18 protein-coding genes are annotated in these 20,882 nt (G+C 58.4%); 13 read left to right on the top strand and 5 right to left on the bottom strand.

The genetic code is table 11. The features are described from left to right. Positions 1-104: 104 nt before the first annotated feature. The 6 genes from glyQ (at position 105) to ACCC84_RS16095 (ending at position 8,428) form a co-directional block, all read left to right on the top strand. Positions 105-1,019: a glycine--tRNA ligase subunit alpha gene (glyQ, locus tag ACCC84_RS16070; RefSeq protein WP_004957056.1), complete on the top strand. Its 915-nt coding sequence runs from the start codon at positions 105-107 to the stop codon at positions 1,017-1,019. 9 nt (positions 1,020-1,028) lie between these two features. After that, the gene (gene glyS / locus ACCC84_RS16075) at positions 1,029-3,098 is read left to right on the top strand and encodes a glycine--tRNA ligase subunit beta (protein ID WP_371902059.1); all 2,070 of its coding nucleotides are present in this window, start codon (positions 1,029-1,031) and stop codon (positions 3,096-3,098) included. A gap of 256 nt (positions 3,099-3,354) precedes the next feature. Continuing rightward, entirely contained in the window at positions 3,355-4,074 is a 720-nt protein-coding gene (locus ACCC84_RS16080; protein ID WP_004957062.1) for a DUF3053 domain-containing protein, read from the top strand. 520 nt (positions 4,075-4,594) lie between these two features. Beyond that, positions 4,595-6,517 carry a PTS mannitol transporter subunit IICBA gene (locus tag ACCC84_RS16085; protein WP_004957065.1) on the top strand — a complete coding sequence of 641 codons (1,923 nt, stop codon included), beginning with the start codon at positions 4,595-4,597 and terminating at the stop codon, positions 6,515-6,517. Positions 6,518-6,569: 52 nt separating this feature from the next. Then, positions 6,570-7,724, top strand: a complete 1,155-nt coding sequence (locus ACCC84_RS16090; protein ID WP_039992488.1) for a mannitol-1-phosphate 5-dehydrogenase — start codon at positions 6,570-6,572, stop codon at positions 7,722-7,724. A gap of 152 nt (positions 7,725-7,876) precedes the next feature. Continuing rightward, positions 7,877-8,428 (top strand): MltR family transcriptional regulator, encoded by a 552-nt coding sequence (locus ACCC84_RS16095; protein WP_039991491.1) that lies wholly within the window; start codon positions 7,877-7,879, stop codon positions 8,426-8,428. On the opposite strand, the gene ACCC84_RS16100 is transcribed toward ACCC84_RS16095, so the two are convergent. After that, positions 8,425-9,033 carry a LysE family translocator gene (locus tag ACCC84_RS16100; RefSeq protein ID WP_004957071.1) on the bottom strand — a complete coding sequence of 203 codons (609 nt, stop codon included), beginning with the start codon at positions 9,031-9,033 and terminating at the stop codon, positions 8,425-8,427. The two genes, ACCC84_RS16095 and ACCC84_RS16100, sit on opposite strands and share 4 nt — an antisense overlap. A gap of 139 nt (positions 9,034-9,172) precedes the next feature. On the opposite strand from ACCC84_RS16100, the gene ACCC84_RS16105 reads away from it, so the two are divergent. Together ACCC84_RS16105 and ACCC84_RS16110 are read left to right on the top strand one after the other, a co-directional pair. After that, a complete protein-coding gene (locus tag ACCC84_RS16105) occupies positions 9,173-10,639 on the top strand; it encodes an aminotransferase-like domain-containing protein (protein WP_004957072.1) in 1,467 nt (488 codons plus the stop codon). 73 nt (positions 10,640-10,712) lie between these two features. Further along, a complete protein-coding gene (locus ACCC84_RS16110; RefSeq protein ID WP_039991492.1) occupies positions 10,713-11,075 on the top strand; it encodes a YibL family ribosome-associated protein in 363 nt (120 codons plus the stop codon). A gap of 55 nt (positions 11,076-11,130) precedes the next feature. Here the strand turns inward: ACCC84_RS16110 and ACCC84_RS16115 are convergent, their stop codons facing one another. From ACCC84_RS16115 to fdhD, 4 genes are all read right to left on the bottom strand, one after another. After that, entirely contained in the window at positions 11,131-11,904 is a 774-nt protein-coding gene (locus tag ACCC84_RS16115; protein ID WP_371902060.1) for a class I SAM-dependent methyltransferase, read from the bottom strand. Positions 11,905-11,925: 21 nt separating this feature from the next. Further along, positions 11,926-12,597: a 6-hydroxyaminopurine reductase gene (gene yiiM, locus ACCC84_RS16120; RefSeq protein WP_198773562.1), complete on the bottom strand. Its 672-nt coding sequence runs from the start codon at positions 12,595-12,597 to the stop codon at positions 11,926-11,928. 232 nt (positions 12,598-12,829) lie between these two features. Continuing rightward, the gene (gene sodA, locus ACCC84_RS16125; protein ID WP_039991494.1) at positions 12,830-13,450 is read right to left on the bottom strand and encodes a superoxide dismutase [Mn]; all 621 of its coding nucleotides are present in this window, start codon (positions 13,448-13,450) and stop codon (positions 12,830-12,832) included. A 127-nt stretch (positions 13,451-13,577) separates the two neighbouring features. Further along, on the bottom strand, positions 13,578-14,396 hold the full coding sequence (gene fdhD / locus ACCC84_RS16130; RefSeq protein WP_371902074.1) for a formate dehydrogenase accessory sulfurtransferase FdhD: 819 nt from the start codon (positions 14,394-14,396) through the stop codon (positions 13,578-13,580). A gap of 168 nt (positions 14,397-14,564) precedes the next feature. Here fdhD and fdnG point away from each other — a divergent pair, with 168 nt between their 5' ends. From fdnG to ACCC84_RS16155, 5 genes are all read left to right on the top strand, one after another. Further along, a complete protein-coding gene (fdnG, locus tag ACCC84_RS16135) occupies positions 14,565-17,612 on the top strand; it encodes a formate dehydrogenase-N subunit alpha (protein WP_088499819.1) in 3,048 nt (1,015 codons plus the stop codon). 12 nt (positions 17,613-17,624) lie between these two features. Further along, positions 17,625-18,524, top strand: a complete 900-nt coding sequence (gene fdxH, locus ACCC84_RS16140) for a formate dehydrogenase subunit beta (protein ID WP_004957087.1) — start codon at positions 17,625-17,627, stop codon at positions 18,522-18,524. Continuing rightward, on the top strand, positions 18,521-19,156 hold the full coding sequence (gene fdoI / locus ACCC84_RS16145; RefSeq protein WP_004957089.1) for a formate dehydrogenase cytochrome b556 subunit: 636 nt from the start codon (positions 18,521-18,523) through the stop codon (positions 19,154-19,156). The genes fdxH and fdoI overlap by 4 nt, the downstream gene beginning before the upstream one ends. Then, the gene (gene fdhE, locus ACCC84_RS16150; RefSeq protein ID WP_004957092.1) at positions 19,156-20,085 is read left to right on the top strand and encodes a formate dehydrogenase accessory protein FdhE; all 930 of its coding nucleotides are present in this window, start codon (positions 19,156-19,158) and stop codon (positions 20,083-20,085) included. Before fdoI ends, fdhE begins: the two co-directional genes overlap by 1 nt. Before the next feature lie 128 nt (positions 20,086-20,213). Beyond that, on the top strand, positions 20,214-20,864 hold the full coding sequence (locus ACCC84_RS16155) for a DcrB-related protein (RefSeq protein ID WP_004957093.1): 651 nt from the start codon (positions 20,214-20,216) through the stop codon (positions 20,862-20,864). Positions 20,865-20,882 lie beyond the last annotated feature (18 nt).

The raw sequence follows: 20,882 nt of genomic DNA on the forward strand, positions 1-20,882 counted from the left end.
CACGATGATTACAACGGATACCGGATTCTGGCTGTATATCTTACGGTCAACGGGTATACTGGCGCATTCCAATTAAATCCACTTGTATCGCGTGCGAATCCAACATGCAAAAGTTTGATACCAAGACCTTTCAGGGCCTGATCCTGACACTGCAAGATTATTGGGCGCGCCAGGGCTGCACCATTGTCCAACCGCTGGACATGGAAGTCGGCGCGGGGACCTCTCACCCGATGACCTGCCTGCGCGCGCTTGGCCCAGAGCCAATGGCCACCGCCTATGTGCAGCCGTCCCGCCGCCCGACCGACGGCCGCTACGGTGAAAACCCGAACCGTCTGCAACACTATTATCAATTCCAGGTGGTGATTAAGCCCTCGCCGGAAAACATTCAGGAACTGTACCTGGGCTCGCTGAAAGAGCTGGGGCTGGATCCGACCATTCACGATATCCGTTTCGTTGAAGACAACTGGGAAAACCCGACGCTCGGCGCCTGGGGTCTCGGCTGGGAAGTGTGGCTGAACGGCATGGAAGTGACGCAGTTCACCTACTTCCAGCAGGTTGGCGGTCTGGAATGCAAGCCGGTGACCGGCGAAATCACCTACGGTCTGGAGCGCCTGGCGATGTACATCCAGGGCGTGGACAGCGTTTACGATCTGGTGTGGAGCAACGGTCCGCTTGGCATCACCACTTACGGTGACGTGTTCCATCAGAACGAAGTCGAGCAGTCGACCTATAACTTCGAATACGCCGACGTTGATTTCCTGTTCACCTGCTTCGAGCATTACGAAAAAGAAGCACAACAGCTGCTGGCGTTGGAAAAACCGCTGCCGCTGCCGGCTTACGAACGCATTCTGAAAGCTGCCCACACCTTCAACCTGCTGGATGCCCGCAAGGCGATTTCGGTGACCGAACGTCAGCGCTATATTTTGCGTATCCGCACGTTGACCAAAGCAGTTGCCGAAGCTTACTACGCTTCGCGCGAAGCGCTGGGCTTCCCGATGTGTAAAAAGAACGAGAATTAAGAGGCAGCCATGACTCAACAGACTTTCCTGGTGGAAATCGGCACGGAAGAGCTGCCGCCGAAGGCTCTTCGTTCACTGGCGGAATCTTTTGCCGCCAACTTCAGCGCTGAGCTGGACAACGCCAACCTGGCGCATGGCGAGGTCAACTGGTTTGCTGCCCCGCGCCGTCTGGCGCTGAAAGTAGCGAACCTGAGCGCAGCACAGGCCGATCGCGAAGTCGAAAAACGCGGCCCGGCGATTGCGCAGGCGTTTGACGCCGAAGGCAAGCCAAGCAAAGCCGCCGAAGGCTGGGCGCGCGGCTGCGGTATCACCGTCGATCAAGCCGAACGTCTGAAGACGGACAAAGGCGAGTGGTTGCTGTACCGCGCGCAGGTTAAAGGCCAATCCGCGCAGCAACTGCTGGCAGGCATGGTCAGCACTGCGCTGAGCAAATTGCCCATCCCGAAACTGATGCGCTGGGGCGATAAAACAACTCAGTTCGTGCGTCCGGTGCATACCGTGACCATGCTGCTGGGCGACGCGCTGATCCCGGGCACCGTACTGGGTATCGACTCTGCGCGGACCGTACGCGGCCACCGTTTTATGGGCGAAGCGCAGTTCACGCTGGAAAATGCCGATCAGTATCCGCAAATCCTGCTGGAGCGCGGCAAAGTGGTGGCGGATTACGCAGCGCGTAAAGCCATCATCAAACGTGACGCTGAGCTGGCGGCCGAGAAGATCGGCGGCAAGGCCGATCTGAGCGAAAGCCTGCTGGAAGAAGTGGCTTCACTGGTGGAATGGCCGGTCGTGCTGACCGCCAGATTCGAAGAAAAATTCCTGGCGGTGCCAGCGGAAGCGCTGGTCTACACCATGAAGGGCGACCAGAAGTACTTCCCGGTGTACGACGCTGCCGGCAAGCTGCTGCCGAACTTCATTTTCGTGGCCAATATCGAATCGAAAGATCCACAGCAAATTATCTCCGGCAATGAGAAAGTGGTGCGTCCACGTCTGGCCGATGCCGAGTTCTTCTTCAATACCGACCGCAAAAAGCGCCTGGAAGATAATCTGCCGCGTCTGGAAACCGTGCTGTTCCAACAGCAATTGGGCACGCTGCGCGACAAGACCGACCGTATTCAGGCGCTGTCAGGCTGGATCGCTGGCCAGATTGGCGCAGACGTCAATCATGCAACCCGTGCGGGCATGCTGTCGAAGTGCGACCTGATGACCAATATGGTGTTCGAGTTCACCGACACCCAGGGCGTGATGGGCATGCACTACGCGCGCCACGACGGCGAAGCGGAAGACGTTGCCGTTGCGCTGAACGAACAGTACCAGCCGCGCTTTGCCGGCGATGCGCTGCCGCAATCGCTGGTGGCCTGTGCATTGGCCATCGCTGACAAGATGGACACCCTGGCCGGTATTTTCGGCATCGGGCAACATCCGAAAGGCGATAAAGACCCGTTCGCACTGCGTCGCGCGGCACTGGGCGTGCTGCGTATTATCGTTGAGAAGAACCTGCCGCTGGATCTGCAAACCCTGACCGAAGAGGCAGCGCGCCTGTACGGCAGCAAGCTGACCAACGCCAACGTGGTCGACGACGTGGTGGAATTCATGCTGGGCCGTTTCCGCGCCTGGTATCAGGAAGAAGGCCACGCGGTAGACACCATCCAGGCCGTGCTGGCGCGCCGCCCGACCAAGCCGGCGGACTTCGACGCACGCGTCAAGGCGGTAACCCACTTCCGTACGCTGGAAGAGGCTGCGGCGTTGGCGGCAGCCAACAAACGGGTGTCCAACATTTTGGCCAAGTCGACCGATACGCTGAACGATCACGTTCACGCCTCGGTGCTGAAGGAACCGGCCGAACTGAAACTGGCAACGCACCTGGTGGTGCTGCGCGACAAACTGGAGCCGTTTTTCGCCGAAGGCCGCTATCAGGACGCGCTGGTGGAGCTGGCCGCGCTGCGTGCGACGGTGGATGAGTTCTTCGAAAGCGTAATGGTGATGGCTGAAGACGACGCGGTACGCGTCAACCGCCTGACCCTGCTGAGCAAATTGCGTGAGCTGTTCTTGCAGGTTGCAGATATCTCCGTGCTGCAATAACACCATACTATGATCGTCAGAGGCGCCTAGCGGCGCCTTTTTTTATTTCTGGCGTGGCTGGCGGTGTGACTTGGGGGTAAGGATCAGCTCATGCGCTCTTTCCAGACGTTTTGCCGCCGCCAGCCAAGGGAATGCGTGGCGCAAGTGGAATCGCGTATCGGATCGCCGCCAGTTGATCTATTCTTATAGGCGCAGGGAGTGCGGAAAAAGGCAGGGAGCTGATGAAAAAGCAGGTTTATAACAGGAGTTATGTCACATGGCGGTAGGGATCCAGAGCAGAGGTATTACGCGTTGGTTGGCACCGGTATTGGCATTGTTGGTGGTCATGCAGTTGACCGCCTGTGGCGATAAAGAGCCGGAACAGCGCAAGGCATTCATCGAATATTTACAGAATACGGTTATGCGCAGCGGAGTGAAGATCCCGACGCTGAGCGAAGATCAGAAACAGAAGTTCGGCAACTATGCCGGCGATTACGCGATTTTGGTCGGTTTTTCGCAGCAGTTGACCAAATCTGTGGACGCCAGCCTGACGCCGGCGCTCGACCAGATTAATCAGATCCGCAGCGCGCAGGATTATATCAGCAAGCGTGACGGGCTCCAGCAAGCGGTGGGCGCGCTTAATCTGCTGGGACAGCAGATTCAGAGTGCCAAATCGCAGGCCGATACCGCCCATGCGGCGTTGAAACAGCCGGACTCGTTGAAAGCGATATATAACCAGGCGTACGACAAGATTGTCACCGCACCGGCCAATGCGCTGATGCCGGCAATCCCGACCACCGCCAGCTTTGTACAGGATCTGGTGCAGGTTGGGGATTTCCTGCAGGCACAGGGCAATCAGGTCAGCTTCAACAACGGCGGCGTGCAGTTCCGCAGCCAACAGCAGGCGACGCAGTACAACACCATGATGTCGAACCTGGTGGCTAAACAACAAAGCCTGCTGAGCGCGCAAAAAGCGGTGCTCGAAGTAATGCAGTAACCTCTCTTCCAGAGGCGGGTCTGCCGCCTCTGTCTTCACCCGCTCGTCGGTGTACTACACTTCAAAACAACGCCGTTGCGCTATGGCGTAACTTTCTTTCAGCCATGCCTTCGCGTTGCGTGACCATGGCATGAAACTACGCCGTTGCCTGGCGTTGACGTCTGGCGTGAAAATATCTTGTGATTAACATCACATTTCCAAAACAAACCTGTCACTTAACAATGTGATTATGATCACAAAAATAACGGTAAAAGCAGCGACTTGCGCCCAATGTGCTTTTTTTACACCGAAAAATTGTGATCTTCATCACCATAAATAGCCACTTTTGGGGGTGTATATAGTGATGTTTGTCACAAAATTCCCGTGAAGTACGCGTGTTAAAAAGAGCGTGCTAGAGTCCATTTCGCATACAGCACCAACGCTGCCGGTTTACGGCAAATCGGTTCGCTACAAAAAGAAACGCGCGCTCCTACTTGTCAGCGCGTAATGCTATTACCGCTTCACTACAGGGGTGTGTTTTATGTTTTCACCAGATATCAAGGTCAAAGTACAGAACTTTGGCCGTTTCCTGAGCAACATGGTGATGCCTAATATTGGCGCATTTATCGCCTGGGGTATCATTACCGCCTTGTTCATTCCCACCGGTTGGCTGCCGAGCGAAACGTTAGGCAAACTGGTTGGCCCGATGATCACCTATCTGCTGCCGCTGCTGATCGGCTATACCGGCGGTAAGCTGATTGGCGGCGAGCGCGGCGGGGTAGTGGGGGCGATCACCACCATGGGGGTGATCGTCGGCGCTGATATGCCAATGTTCCTGGGGTCGATGATTGCCGGTCCACTGGGCGGCTGGGCGATCAAGCATTTTGACCGCTGGGTCGACGGCAAGATCAAAAGTGGCTTTGAAATGCTGGTGAACAACTTCTCCGCCGGCATTATCGGTATGCTGCTGGCGGTGCTGTCGTTCCTGGCTATCGGGCCGTTGGTCGAAGCACTGTCGAAGCTGCTGGCCGCTGGCGTACACGTGATGGTGGTGAACAACTTGCTGCCATTGACGTCGATCTTCGTCGAGCCGGCAAAAATTCTGTTCCTCAACAATGCCATCAACCACGGCATCTTCTCGCCGCTGGGTATTCAGCAGGCAACCGAAGCCGGCAAATCAATCTTCTTCCTGATTGAAGCCAACCCGGGTCCGGGTCTGGGCGTGCTGATGGCCTATATGTTCTTTGGACGTGGCAATGCCAAGCAGTCTGCCGGCGGTGCGGCCATCATTCACTTCTTTGGCGGGATTCACGAAATTTATTTCCCCTATGTACTGATGAACCCGCGTCTGCTGCTGGCGGTGATTCTCGGCGGTATGACCGGGGTGTTCACCCTGACACTGTTGAACGGCGGCCTGGTTTCCCCGGCGTCACCGGGGTCGATTCTGGCTATCCTGGCGATGACGCCAAAAGGCGCCTACTTCGCCAACCTGGCGGCGATCTGCGCGGCCTTCGTGGTGTCATTTGTGGTGGCGGCATTCCTGCTGAAAACCTCGAAAGTGAAAGAGGACGAAGACTCGCTGGAAGAGGCCACCCGCCGCATGCAGGACATGAAGTCCTCGTCCAAGGGCGGTAAGCCGGCGGCGAATGCTGCGGTAGACGGCGACCTGAGCACGGTGCGCAAAATCATCGTGGCCTGCGACGCCGGTATGGGCTCCAGCGCCATGGGCGCCGGCGTGTTGCGCAAGAAAGTGGCCGACGCCGGGCTGAAAAACATTTCCGTCACCAACTGCGCCATTAACAGCTTGCCGGACGACGTTGACCTGGTGATCACCCACCGCGATCTGACCGAGCGGGCGATGCGCCATGCGCCGCAGGCGCAGCACATCTCGTTGAGCAACTTCCTCGACAGCAATTTGTACAGCGATTTGACGGCGCGCCTGCTGGCGGCCAATAAATCCAGCGACAATCAGCAGAAGGTGGTGGGCGCGCTGGACGACAGCTTTGAAGATAGCGAACAGAACCTGTTCAAACTGGGTGAGGACAACGTGTTCCTTGGCCTGCAAGCCGACGACAAAGAGCAGGCAATCCGCTTCGCCGGCGAGCAATTGGTGAAGGGGGGCTACGTTGAGCCGGAATACGTGCAGGCGATGCTGGAGCGTGAAAAACTGACCTCGACCTACCTTGGCGAATCGATTGCCGTGCCGCATGGCACCATCGAGGCCAAAGACCGCGTATTGCGCACCGGCGTGGTGTTCTGCCAGTACCCGCAGGGCGTGCGTTTTGGTGACGAGGAAGATGAGGTTGCGCGTTTGGTGATCGGTATTGCCGCTCGCAATAACGAACACATCCACGTCATTACCAGTTTAACCAATGCGCTGGATGATGAAACGGTGATCGAGCGACTGGCGCAAACCAGCAATCCGCAGGAAGTGCTGGCACTGTTAAGCGGTAAGAAAGCCTAATCCCCTGGGGCGCAGCATGCTGCGCCCTGGTTATTTTCAGGAAGGTATCATTATGAAAGCATTACATTTCGGAGCCGGGAATATCGGTCGTGGTTTTATCGGTAAACTGTTGGCCGATGCGCACGCCGAACTGACTTTTGCTGACGTCAACCAAACGGTGCTGGATGAAATCAACCAGCGACACGGCTACCAGGTACAGGTGGTGGGCGAACAGGCGCGCGTTGAACCGGTAAACAACGTCAACGCGGTGAACAGCGGCAGTGAGGAGGCGTTGGCGCTGATTGCCGAGGTCGACCTCATCACCACCGCCGTTGGCCCGCAGGTGCTGGAAAGAATCGCCGGTACGCTGGCCAGAGGGCTGATCAGACGCCAGCAGCAGGGTAATCAGGCCGCGCTGAACATCATTGCCTGTGAAAACATGGTGCGCGGCACCAGCCAACTGAAGCAGCACGTGTTCGCCGCGCTGACGGCAGAACAGCAGGCGTGGGTAGAGCAACACATCGGCTTCGTCGATTCTGCGGTGGATCGCATCGTGCCGCCGGCCAGGGCCGACAGCCAGGATCCACTGGAAGTGACGGTGGAAACCTTCAGCGAGTGGATTGTCGATCAAACCCAGTTCAAGGGAACGCCGCCGGCGATCGCCGGTATGGAACTGACCGACAACCTGATGGCGTTCGTCGAGCGCAAACTGTTCACCCTGAATACCGGTCATGCCATCACCGCCTATCTTGGCCAACAGGCCGGTCTGGACACCATTCGCGATGCGATTCTCGATCGGCAGATTCGGCGGGTAGTGAAAGGTGCGATGGAGGAGAGCGGTGCGGTGTTGATCAAACGCTACGATTTTGACCCGGCGAAGCACGCCGCCTACATCGAGAAAATCCTTGGCCGTTTTGAAAACCCGTATCTGCATGACGAGGTAGAGCGCGTCGGGCGCCAACCGTTGCGCAAACTGAGCGCCGGCGATCGGCTGATCAAACCGCTGCTGGGCACGCTGGAGTACGGCTTGCCGCACGATAACCTGATCCAGGGCATCGCCGCTGCCATGCACTACCGCAGCGAGCAGGATCCGCAGGCGCAACAGCTGGTGGAACTGCTGAATACCCACGGACCAAAAGCCACGCTGGTTCAGCTTTCCGGGCTGCCGGCGGACAGCGAGGTTGTAGAAAACGCCGTGGCTGTGTATAACGCCATGCAACGCCGCTAGGTTTGAGAGTGGGCAGTACTCGAACTCCGCACGCACTTGGTGTACGCTCCGGGGGCGGCGTGCTGTCCACTTCCGGGCCAACCTCTATTGGCAATGAACCAAAGGGTGATGCAGCCAATCAATCACCCTATTACGCCATGCGAAAAGCGACGATGATCGAGACTCAGGCATTTGAAAATCAGGTTCTGGAAAAGCTCAACGCCGGCAAGACGGTGCGCGGGTTTCTGATCGCAGCGGTTGAACTGCTGGCAGACGCGCTCAACGTGTTGGTGATGCAGGTTTTCCGCAAGGACGACTACGCGGTAAAGTATGCCGTCGAACCGCTATTGTCCGGCGCCGGACCGCTGGGTGAGCTGTCGGTACGGCTGAAACTGCTGTACGGACTGGGGGTGATCTCCCGCCACGAATACGAAGATGCCGAACTGTTGATGGCGATGCGGGAAGAGCTTAACCACGACGGCGCCGAATACCGTTTTGTCGATGACGAAATACTCGGCCCGTTTGGGGAGCTGCACTGCGTGACGGCGCTGCCGCCGGTACCGACCTTCCTGCAGCCCGGCGAGGCGGATGAATCGCTGATTGCCATGCAACGCCAGCGTTACCAGCAGATGGTGCGTTCCACCATGGTATTGTCGGTGACCGAGCTGATTGCCGGCATCGGCGCCAAGCAGCCTTCGCGCCTTTCTCCTCTCGGACCGCCTTAAGCGAACGCCGCACGCCATTCGTCAAACAGTAACCAGGCCGCAGTGAGCGCCATCAGGCCGGCCATCACGCCATTGAATAACCGCAATTTCCACGCCACGCGCAGCGCATCCCGCAGCCGATCGCCCAATATCGCCCACACCATCACGCAAGGGAAGTTCAGCAGCGTGAAGCCGGCTATTACCCACAGGGTATGGCTCAGACTGGCGCCGGTGCGCGGCGTAAACAGGATCGCGACGTTAATTGCCATCAGCCAGGCCTTTGGGTTGACCGCCTGAAACAGTGCGCCGCTGACAAAGCGCATCGGCTGCGCCTGCTGTTTCGACGCCGGCGAAGCGGCATTGAACAGTTTCCATGACAGCCACAGCAGATAGGCGCAGCCGATCACCGCCAGCGGAAAACGCAATACCGTGGCCCAATTGAGAATGGCAGCCAGCAGGCTGGTGGTCAGCACCAACTGTAGCGCACAGCCGGCGCTGATGCCGAACAGCATCGGCAGGGTACGACGCAGACCGAAGTTAACGCCGGACGAGGCCAGCAGCAGATTGTTCGGACCGGGGGTGATCGACATGACGGTCACGTAGCTGACAAAGGCTGTATCGAGCATGGGAGGTTCCTTAAACGGTAGTGGGCAACAACCTCCAGCATAAGGCGTGACCTGATGTGGTGACAGAAGCAGAAAACAGCTATTGTAATGGGTACAATCATGTTTATTGCCAACTGTACCCCTGGTTCGGAGAGAAACTGTGACCCTGCTCGATGAAAGCCCGGAAGTTCGCTACCTGCAGCTGGCGGATACGCTGGCGGAAGCCATCCGCCGCGGCGTGCTGATGCCCGGCAGCCGACTGCCTTCGGTACGGCGCTGCGCGCAGTCACACCGCGTCAGCATCAATACGGTGGTGGCGGCCTATCGCACGCTGGAAGATCGTGGGCTGGTCGAGGCGCGGCCGCAGTCCGGGTTTTACGTGCGCAGCATACTGCCGGCGCCAAAAACGCCTTCGGCTCCCGGTACGCGTATTGAGGCACCGGCCGATAACGTGCTGGCGCTGATCGATACGGTATTTGCCGCACAGCAGAACCCGGCATTTACCAACATTTCGCTCGCCTGCCCACAGACCGCGGATTTTTATCCTGGCGGCAAGCTGAGCCGCATGTTGGCGTCGCAATTACGCCGTCAGCCGGATCTGATCGGCAAATACGCCTTGCCGCCCGGCAGCCCACGGCTGCGCCAGCAAATCGCCCGGCGAGCGCTAACGCTCGGCATGTTGCTCGATCCGGCCGATATCACGCTGACGCATGGCTGCATGGAGGCCTTGCAGCTGGCGCTGCGGGTGACCACGCAACCGGGAGATTGCGTTGGACTGGAATCGCCCACCTATTTCTACCTGCTGCCGTTGCTGGCCAGTCTGGGGCTGAAGGCGATTGAAATTCCCACCGATCCGCAACATGGCCTATCGCTGGACGCGTTGGAACTGCTGCTGAACGAACGGCGGTTGAATGCGGTGATCGCCATGCCGACGGTGCAGAATCCGTTGGGATGCACGCTGCCGCTGGCGGCCAAAAAACGCTTGGCGCGCCTGATGAACGATCATCAGGTGCCGTTGATTGAAGACGGGTTATACGCCGAGCTGCAATTCGGCGCCACCCAGTCACCGTCGGTTAAATCGTTCGACCGCGACGGCTGGGTGCTGTTCTGCTCCAGCTTCACCAAAACGCTGGCGCCGGATTTTCGCGTCGGTTGGGTAGCCGGTGGGCGGTTTACCGACGCGTTGCGCAAGCTGAAGGCGGTGTCGTCGATGGCCGAATCGCAATTGCTGTGCGAAACGCTGGCGACGTTCCTGGAAAATGGCGGCTACGATCATCATCTGCGCAATTTGCGCAAACGCTACGCCGCGCAGCTGGATGAGGCGCGCGCGCTGATTGCCCGCCACTTTCCGCGCGGCACGCTGGCAACCCAGCCAGCCGGCGGATTTGTCTTCTGGGTGGAATTCCCGCCGGGGGTGGACAGCGAACGGCTGTTTCACCAGTTGCTGAAAGAGCAAATCTGCCTGACGCCGGGCACGCTGTATTCACCGAGCGGGCGTTACCGTAACGGACTGCGGCTTTCTTGCTGTTATCCGTTCAATGCGCGCTACAGCCATGCGCTGGCGCGGGTTGGCGCCAAGGCCTGCGAGATGAGCGGTCTGCCGCCGGGGATCGCAGCAGGCGAGTAACTGTGCGCGCATTTTGCTACAATGCAGCAAATTCCTTTTTAACGTGCCGATTGCGGCACCCCAGGCAGAGACCATGAAAGAGAAAGAAAAGGCAGAGATCAAGCGCCTTAGCGACCTGCTGGACGCACTGAACCATAAAGACGCTAATGTGATCCAACAGGGCAATCCGGATCTGATTGCGCAACATCAAAAAGAAAAAGACAAACTGGCGGCGGAAATCGAGCGTCTGAAGAACGTGCGCGTCGAGAAGCTGAGCAACGAAGCGCAGAAGCTGCAGCAGTTGCCGTTCAGCCGTGAAATCACCAAGAAAGAGCAGGCCGATATGGGCGCGCTGAAGAAAAGCGCACGCGGTCTGGTGGTGGTGCACCCGATGACCGCGCTGGGCCGTGAAATGGGTTTGAAAGTGGTCACCGGCTACGCGAAAAAAGCCTTCTGATACCCTATGCAGCGGGGAGAGTTGCTCCCCCCGCTGCCGAATGCCGTCACCGCCGTTAACCGAGCTTGTGAGTAACAAACGCCTTGGTTTGATACGGTACGGTGATCTTCTCCTGCCCGTGCAATTCCTCTTGCTGCGCCACCAGTTGGCGAACCTGTTCGATCACCTGCTCTTGCTGTGCCTGCGGCAACGCGGCGATAAAGCTGGTTGAGCGAACGCGATTATACAGCACGTCCTCGACCGCACCGTGGTGGCCAAACATAAAGGCTTGTTCATGCAGCGGCGCGAACCCTTTGCCGGGGAACAGCCGGCGCCATTCACCGGTATAAAAGCGCGGTGCATCGCCCTGGTAGCGGTCGACGATCTGATTCAATTTGCGCACCCAACTGACGCGCGCATCGCGCGAATTCCACACCAGGCCGAGCTTGCCGCCGGGTTTGAGGATGCGCTGGATTTCAGCCAGCGCCTGTGGCGTCGCGAACCAGTGGAACGACTGGGCGCAGACCACCGCATCGACGGATTCATCCGCTAGCGGCAGGGCATCGGCGGTGGCCGCCAGCGTTTTTACCTGCGGCAGCGCCGCGGCGAGCCTGTCGAGCATCGGTGCGATCGGCTCGACGGCAATCACCTCTGCCCCGCTATCCAGCAGGCGTGGCGTGAATTTACCGGTACCGGCACCCAGATCGATTACCGTTTTACCGGCCTGCAGGCCGATGTCGTTACGCAGCCAGTCGGCGATCTCCGCCGGGTAGCCCGGCCGCCCCTTGACGTAGCGGTCAGCGTTACTCTGGTAACCGGTGGCTGCGGCGTGGTGAATGGATTGTGTCATATCTTCTCCTGCCATGATGATTCAGCGGCCCAGCAGGCGGCGGTCAAAGTCTTCGATCTTGCCTTCGCTGATACGCAGCAGCAGGGTTTTGCTCCAGCTGGCGGACAGCCCGGCGACCGACAGTAAACGGCGATACTGTTCTTCGTCAAACGGCATGTGCCAGGCGATGCCAATGGCCTCGGCCACCGACACCTCGCTGTTGCGCGTCACCAGCTCCAGCGGACGATCGCTGCTGACCAGCCCGGGGGAAATAACCCGGTATAGCCAGCCGCAGCGGCCACTGTGCTGCATCAGCACCGACAGATCGTCAATAGCGAAATGATAGTTGAGTTTGAAGCACGGCGAGCGCGGCTGGGTCACCTGAATCAATGCCTCGCCCCAGCGGAAGATATCGCCCATAAACACCTGGTGTTCGGTCAGGCCTGCGGTGGACAGGTTTTCGCCGAACGCCGGCGCGCTGAACAGATCGGCCTGCGCCGGGAACTGTTCGCGCCAGTGGGCGTAATGTTCGCGCGGGTAGTGGCACAGCGCGCGATCCGGGCCGCCGTGAAAGCTTTTTTCTGCCTGTTGATCGCCTTCCAGGCCGAGCGGCGTCAGCTTGACGGCGCCGTCCACCTGGCGTTTGGCGATCGCGCTGGGGCGTCCGCCGTCATAGGGTTGGATCTGGCCGATATAAACTTCAGGGTGATGCATAGCGCCTCCGTTTCGCTTACCCGGCGTCCGGCGCTGGGGCTGAAATGCGCTGGCGGTGGGGTAAAGTTGTCAGGAAAACAGCATAGCCTGACTGGCGGTTTTTATGCGCGCCTTTTACGCTCGCCGCGCAAATTTAATCGCCCTGAGCTGGGCAGCATGCGGGGGGTATTCTGGCGAACGCCAGGCAAAAAAATGCCCGCGTTAAGCGGGCATCGACAGGGCGTGGCGCGAATTACTTCTTCGCCGCGAAGCGTGCTGCTGCTTCGTCCCAGTTAACCACGTTCCAGAATGCCTTGATGTAATCAGGACGTTTGTTCTGATACTTCAGGTAGTAAGCGTGTTCCCACACGTCCAGACCGACGATAGGGAAACCGGATGCGCCGGCAACCGCTTCGCCCATCAGCGGGCTGTCCTGGTTAGCGGTGGAAACAACCGCCAGTTTGTCGCCTTTCAGCACCAGCCAGGCCCAACCGGAACCGAAACGGGTTGCAGCGGCTTTTTCGAACTCTTCCTGGAATTTCTCAACGCTGCCGAAGTCGCGCTCGATGGCCGCCTTCAGATCGCCAGACAGGGTGGTGCCGGTTTTCAGGCCTTTCCAGAACAGGCTATGGTTAGCGTGGCCGCCTGCGTTGTTACGCATGAAAGTGCGCTTGTCGGCTGGCACTTTGTCCAGATCCTGGATCAGCTCTTCAACGCTCAGCGAAGCCAGCTCAGGGTATGCTTCCAGCACGGTGTTGGCGTTGTTGACGTAGGTCTGATGGTGTTTGGTGTGATGGATTTCCATCGTCTGCTTGTCAAAGTGCGGTTCCAGTGCGTCGTAAGCGTACGGCAGTGATGGCAGTGAATAACTCATGATCATCGTCTCCAGTGTTGTTGGGCGGCGCAAGGTTGTAAGCACCGCGTAAGCAGTCGGATCATTATAGTTAATTAAATGATATTGAAAATGATTATCAATGCCTGATGATTTGTGTGGTTTTGTTTTAATCAACGATACGCTGCGGATGGCTAAACACCGTGGCGCGGCCGGTGCGGCTGAATCCGACCAGCGTTAGATTGCTGCGTTCGGCGATCTCTACCGCCAAAGAAGTGGCAGCAGAAACAACGAATAAGATTTCCACGCCGCACATGGCGGTTTTTTGTACCATTTCGTAACTGGCGCGGCTGGAGGCCAGTACCGCGCCGTGCTGCCAGCCCTGCCCGGCACGCACGCCGAGCAGTTTGTCGAGCGCCACGTGGCGGCCAATGTCTTCACAGCCGCCCAGCATCTCGCCCTGCGGCGTGATCCAGCTGGCGGCGTGGGTACAGCCGGTCAGTTGACCGACTTGTTGCACCTGGCGTAACTGTGCCAGCGCGCGGTCAAGATTGGCCAGCGAGAAGCGCTGACTGAACGGCAGCGGCGGGATGGGGCGATAGATGTCCGCCAACTGTTCGATACCACACACGCCGCAGCCGGTGCGGCCGGCCAACGCACGACGGCGCTGCTTGAGCTCGGCGAAACGGCGACTGGAAAGCGCGATATCCACTTCCAGTCCGTTACACACCTGATTAATCTCTATACTGTAAATGTCGCGCGGTGACGCGATGATGCCTTCCGACAGCGAGAATCCCAGGGCGAACGCCTCGAGATCCTTGGGAGAACACATCATCACTACGTGCGAAATACCGTTATAGACCAGAGCCACCGGCACTTCTTCTGCCAGCCAGTCCTGTTGGGCAGTAGCCAACTGACCGCGTTGAAATACCGCAGTGCGGCTCACACCTGTGAGCGCGATCGCATTTGTTTGCTGCTCTGGGTCTATATTGTTCACTTTACTGGCACCTGTTTGTAACAACCACAGTTACCGTATGGTAATATGTGGCGGTTGTATCGTTATAAATATAACAACGGTTATTTTAGCGCTTCACGCTTCGGCGGGGAAAGCGCATTCGAAACAATGTGACAATCGCGATAGAGAAAGGAGATCCCCATGCAGGTCAGCAGAAGGCAGTTCTTTAAGATCTGCGCTGGCGGTATGGCAGGAACGACGGTAGCCGCTTTGGGGTTTACCCCGGAACTGGCGCTGGCGGAAACGCGGCAGTACAAACTGTTGCGCGCCCGTGAAACCCGTAATACCTGTACGTATTGTTCCGTCGGCTGCGGGCTGTTGATGTACAGCCTTGGCGATGGCGCCAAAAACGCCAAACAAAGCATTTTCCATATCGAAGGGGATCCGGATCATCCGGTCAACCGCGGCGCGCTTTGCCCGAAAGGCGCAGGTCTGGTGGATTTCATCCACAGCGAAAGCCGACTTGAATACCCCGAATACCGTGCGCCAGGTTCCGACAAATGGCAGCGCATCAGTTGGGATGACGCGTTCACCCGCATCGCCAAACTGATGAAGGAAGACCGTGACGCCAACTTCATCGCCAAAAACGAGCAGGGCGTGACCGTCAACCGCTGGTTGAGCACCGGTATGCTGTGCGCATCGGCATCGAGCAACGAAACCGGTTATTTAACGCAAAAATTTAGTCGCGCTCTCGGCATGCTTGCCGTAGACAACCAGGCGCGTGTCTGACACGGACCAACGGTAGCAAGTCTTGCTCCAACATTTGGTCGCGGTGCGATGACCAACCACTGGGTTGATATCAAGAACGCGAATCTGGTTATCGTCATGGGCGGTAACGCGGCCGAAGCGCATCCGGTGGGTTTCCGCTGGGCGATGGAAGCCAAAATTCATAATAAAGCCAAGCTGATCGTCATCGATCCGCGCTTTACCCGTACGGCATCAGTGGCGGATTTCTATACGCCAATCCGTTCCGGCACCGACATTGCCTTCCTGTCGGGCGTACTGCTGTACCTGATGACCAACGAAAAAATCAACCGCCAATACGTTGAGGCCTACACCAACGCCAGCCTGCTGGTGCGTGACGACTTCAGCTTCGAAGACGGCCTGTTCAGCGGTTACGACGCGGAAAACCGCCGGTACGACAAAACCAGCTGGAACTATCAGCTCGACGAAAACGGCTATGCCAAGCGTGACGTCACGCTGCAGGATCCGCGCTGCGTGTGGAATCTGCTGAAACAGCACGTCAGCCGCTATACGCCAGAGGTGGTGGAAAACATCTGTGGCACGCCGAAGGCGGATTTCCTCCAGGTGTGCGAATACATCGCCGAAACCAGCGTGAATGACAAAACCGCCTCGTTCCTGTACGCCCTTGGCTGGACACAGCACTCGGTCGGCGCACAGAACATCCGTACCATGGCGATGATCCAGCTGTTGCTCGGCAACATGGGTATGGCGGGCGGCGGGGTCAATGCCCTGCGCGGCCACTCCAACATTCAGGGACTGACCGATCTCGGTCTGCTGTCGCAGAGCCTGACCGGCTACATGTCGCTGCCGTCCGACAAACAGACCGATCTGGACAGCTACCTGGCCGCCAACACGCCGAAGGCGCTGCTGCCTGGGCAGGTGAACTACTGGAGCAACTACCCGAAATTCTTTGTCAGCCTGATGAAGAGCTTCTACGGCGACAAGGCGCAGAAGGACAACGCCTGGGGCTTTGACTGGTTGCCGAAGTGGGACAAGGGCTACGACGTACTGCAATACTTCGAAATGATGTCGCAGGGCCAGGTAAACGGCTACTTCTGCCAGGGCTTTAACCCGGTGGCGTCGTTCCCGAACAAAAACAAGGTGATCGCCTCGCTCTCCAAGCTGAAGTTCCTGGTGACCATCGATCCGTTGAATACCGAAACCTCCAACTTCTGGCAGAACCACGGCGAATTCAACGACGTCGATCCGGCGAAGATTCAGACCGAAGTGTTCCGCCTGCCGTCTACCTGTTTTGCGGAGGAAAACGGCTCGATCGTCAACTCCGGCCGCTGGCTGCAATGGCACTGGAAAGGCGCCGACGCACCGGGCGAAGCGATGAACGACGGGGAAATCCTGGCGGGCATCTTCACCCGTCTGCGCGAGATGTATGCGCGCGACGGCGGCGCGGTGCCGGAACCGGTGCTGAACATGAGCTGGGATTATCTGACCCCGGACAACCCGGCCTCGGAAGAGGTGGCGATGGAAAGCAACGGCAAGGCGCTGGCCGATCTGCTGGACGCCGACGGCAAAGTGCTGGTGAAAAAAGGCGAACAGCTCAGTTCGTTTGCGCAATTGCGCGACGACGGCACCACCGCCAGCGGCTGCTGGATCTTCGCCGGCAGCTGGACGCCGGCCGGTAACCAGATGGCACGTCGCGACAACGCCGATCCATCCGGCCTGGGCAACACGCTGGGCTGGGCCTGGGCATGGCCGCTCAACCGCCGCATCCTGTATAACCGTGCGTCGGCGGATCCGTCCGGCAAGCCATGGGACGCCAAGCGCCAACTGCTGGAATGGGACGGCGCCAAGTGGACCGGCGCGGATATTCCAGACTACAGCACCGCCGCGCCGGACAGCGACGTCGGGCCGTTCATCATGCAGCCGGAAGGCATGGGGCGCCTGTTTGCCACCGACAAGATGGCGGAAGGGCCGTTCCCTGAACACTACGAGCCGTTTGAAACGCCGCTCGGCACCAACCCGTTGCACCCGAACGTGGTGTCCAACCCGGCGGCGCGCGTGTTCAAGGACGATCTGGCGGCGATGGGCACCTTCGACAAGTTCCCGTACGTCGGCACCACCTATCGTCTGACCGAGCATTTCCACTACTGGACCAAGCACGCGCAGCTCAACGCCATCGCGCAGCCGGAACAGTTTGTTGAAATCGGTGAGAAACTGGCGGAGAAAAAAGGCATCAAGCACGGCGACACGGTAAAAGTCAGTTCCAACCGTGGCTTTATCAAGGCCAAGGCGGTGGTGACCAAGCGCATTCGTACGCTGCAGGTCAACGGTCAGGAGGTGGACACCATCGGTATCCCGATCCACTGGGGTTACGAAGGTCTGACGAAAAAAGGCTTTATCGCCAATACCCTGACGCCGTTCGTCGGCGACGCCAACACGCAAACGCCGGAGTTCAAGGCGTTCCTGGTCAATGTGGAAAAGGTGTAACGGAGACGAGTTATGGCCATGCAATCTCAAGACATTATTCGTAAATCCGCTACCAACGGCTTCACACCGGCACCGCGCGCGCGCGACCACCAGGAAGAAGTGGCGAAGCTGATCGACGTCACCACCTGTATCGGCTGCAAGGCCTGTCAGGTGGCCTGTTCCGAATGGAACGACATCCGCGATGAAATCGGCCACAACGTCGGGGTGTACGACAACCCCGCCGATCTGACCGCCAAGTCGTGGACGGTGATGCGTTTCTCCGAAGTGGAGGAGAATGGCAAGCTGGAGTGGCTGATCCGCAAGGACGGCTGCATGCACTGCGCCGATCCGGGCTGCCTGAAGGCCTGTCCGTCGGAAGGGGCGATCATCCAGTACGCCAACGGCATCGTCGACTTCCAGTCGGAGCACTGCATCGGCTGCGGTTACTGCATCGCCGGCTGTCCGTTCGATGTACCGCGCATGAACGAGCAAGACAATCGGGTGTACAAGTGCACCCTGTGCGTCGACCGCGTTGATGTCGGCCAGGAACCGGCCTGCGTGAAGACCTGCCCGACCGGGGCGATTCACTTCGGCACCAAGGACGCGATGAAGGAAGTCGCCGCAGGGCGCGTGAGCGAACTGCAAACTCGTGGTTACCAAAACGCCGGTCTGTACGATCCGGCGGGCGTGGGCGGCACCCACGTGATGTACGTGCTGCATCACGCCGACAAACCGCAGCTGTACCACGGTTTGCCGGACAATCCGACCATCAGCCCGGCGGTGACGTTCTGGAAAGGGGTATGGAAGCCGCTGGCGGCCATCGGTTTCGCGGCCACCTTCGCAGCCAGTATCTTCCATTACGTCGGCGTGGGGCCAAACCGCGTCGAAGAGGAAGACAACGACGAGCTGCATGATGAGGAGACGCGCAAATGAGGAAGGAAAAGCCAATTCAGCGTTACAGTGCGCCGGAGCGGATTAACCACTGGATCGTGGCGTTCTGCTTTATTCTGGCTGCCATCAGCGGGCTGGGGTTCTTTTTCCCGTCCTTCAACTGGCTGATGAACATCTTCGGTACGCCGCAGCTGGCGCGCATCCTGCACCCGTTTGCCGGCGTGGTGATGTTCGCGGCGTTTCTGCTGATGTTCCTGCGCTACTGGAAGCATAATCTGATCAACCGGGAAGACATCGTCTGGGCCAAAAACATCCACAAAATCGCCCTGAATGAGGAAGTGGGTGACACCGGACGTTATAATTTCGGTCAGAAATGCGTATTCTGGGCGGCGATCGTCAGTCTGGTGCTGTTACTGGCCAGCGGTATCGTTATCTGGCGGCCGTACTTCGCCCCGGCGTTCCCCATCCCGCTGATCCGCATTGCGCTGCTGGTGCATTCGCTGGCGGCGGTGGGGCTGATCATCGTGATTATGGTGCACATTTATGCCGCATTGTGGGTAAAAGGCACCATTACCGCGATGGTTGAAGGCTGGGTGCCGGCCGCCTGGGCCAAGAAACATCATCCACGCTGGTACCGAGAGGTCCGCGAAAAACAACAGGAAGATAAACCCTGATGAGTATCCGCATCGTTCCTAAAGAGCAGTTAGGGGCACAGCGTGAGAAGACGACGGCGGCGGAAGCAATTCCGCCGTTGCTTTTCGCCAATCTGAAGAGCCTGTACAGCCGTCGCGCTGAGCGCCTGCGCCAGTTGGCGGTCGATCACCCGCTGGGCGATTACCTCAACTTTGCTGCAACCATTGCCGAGGCACAGCAGCATGCGCTGTATGACAACCCGCTGACGCTGGATCTGTCCGATGCCCTGAGCCAAAGTGCCGCCAGTGGTAAACCGCCGCTCGACGTCGGCGTTTATCCACGCAGTGAACACTGGCAGAAACTGCTGACGGCGCTGATGGCCGAACTGCGCCCGCAGGCGCCCGATCACGTCGCGGTGGTGTTGGACAAGCTGGAAAAAGCCTCGTCCCACGAACTGGAGCTGATGGCCGGCGCGTTGCTCAACCGTGAGTTTGCACAGGTCGGCAGTGAGAACGCGCCGTTTATCTGGGCCGCGCTGTCGCTGTACTGGGCGCAAATGGCCAGCCTGATCCCCGGCAAGGCGCGCGCCGAATATGGCGAACACCGGCAGTTTTGCCCGGTGTGCGGCAGCATTCCGGTATCCAGCATGGTGCACATCGGTACCGTCAACGGCCTGCGCTATCTGCACTGCAACCTGTGCGAAAGCGAATGGCATGTGGTGCGCGTGAAGTGCAGCAACTGCGAGCAGAGCCGCGATCTCAATTACTGGTCGCTGGACAGCGAGCAGGCGGCGGTGAAGGCGGAAAGCTGTGGCGACTGCGGCACCTATCTGAAGCTGCTGTATCAGGAAAAGGATCCGAAGGTGGAAGCGGTAGCCGACGATCTGGCCACGTTGATCCTGGACGCAAAAATGGAAGACGAAGGTTTTGCGCGCAGCAGCATCAACCCGTTCCTGTTCCCGGGCGAATAGGGGGTTGAAGGCGTGGTGTGCCGCGCCTTCAACCGACCAGCAGGCCAATTTCAGCGTGCGTGTCTGGCATTCGGCGAAGTGACTTGCTACGTTTACGCAATGACGCGCAACGCGAAAGGAAAGGGACGATGCTGAAGACGATAGCGAAATTTGCCACGGTGGCCGCACTGGTTGCCGGCCTGGGGGGGTGTGACAACCCTGACACCAAACAGCCGACGGTGCCAAAACCCGACCCCAAACCCACCGCTGCGCAAACGGCGCCGCCAGCAGCCAAGCCAGAACAGCCGAAACCCGCGCTGCCAAAGGGCCTGAGCGTGTCGATGCAAAAAGGCAACATCACCTTTGAACTGCCGCCGGGCTTTAGCGATCAAACCAAATACAGCGGCATTATCAACGACAGCAAATCCCATATTCAGCTGTTCCTGGACAGCAAATCGCGCCAGCGTACGGTATCGTCCGAAGTGATCCCACCGGACGGTATGAAGCTGAATAACAGCGATAAAATGCTCAACGAGCTGATGCAGAGCATGATGACCGAGCTGTCCGATCGCTATCAGAACATCAAGCGAACCAAAGAAGAAAACCTGGTGATCGGCAAACAGAAGTTTCACCGTCTGGATACCGAACAGAGCGTTAACGGGCAAAAAGTGGTTTCCACCATCATGCTGACGGTGTTCAATAAACGCGTGGTTACCTTGCAAATGCTATCCCCGGCTAAAACGCCGGAGGTGCATCAGGCGCTGGTGCAGCGGATTATCGACACGCTGGCGGTGAAATAACAACCCAGTGGTTTGCCA

This window comes from Serratia odorifera, from assembly GCF_041448735.1.
In the GTDB taxonomy this organism is placed as follows: domain Bacteria; phylum Pseudomonadota; class Gammaproteobacteria; order Enterobacterales; family Enterobacteriaceae; genus Serratia_F; species Serratia_F odorifera.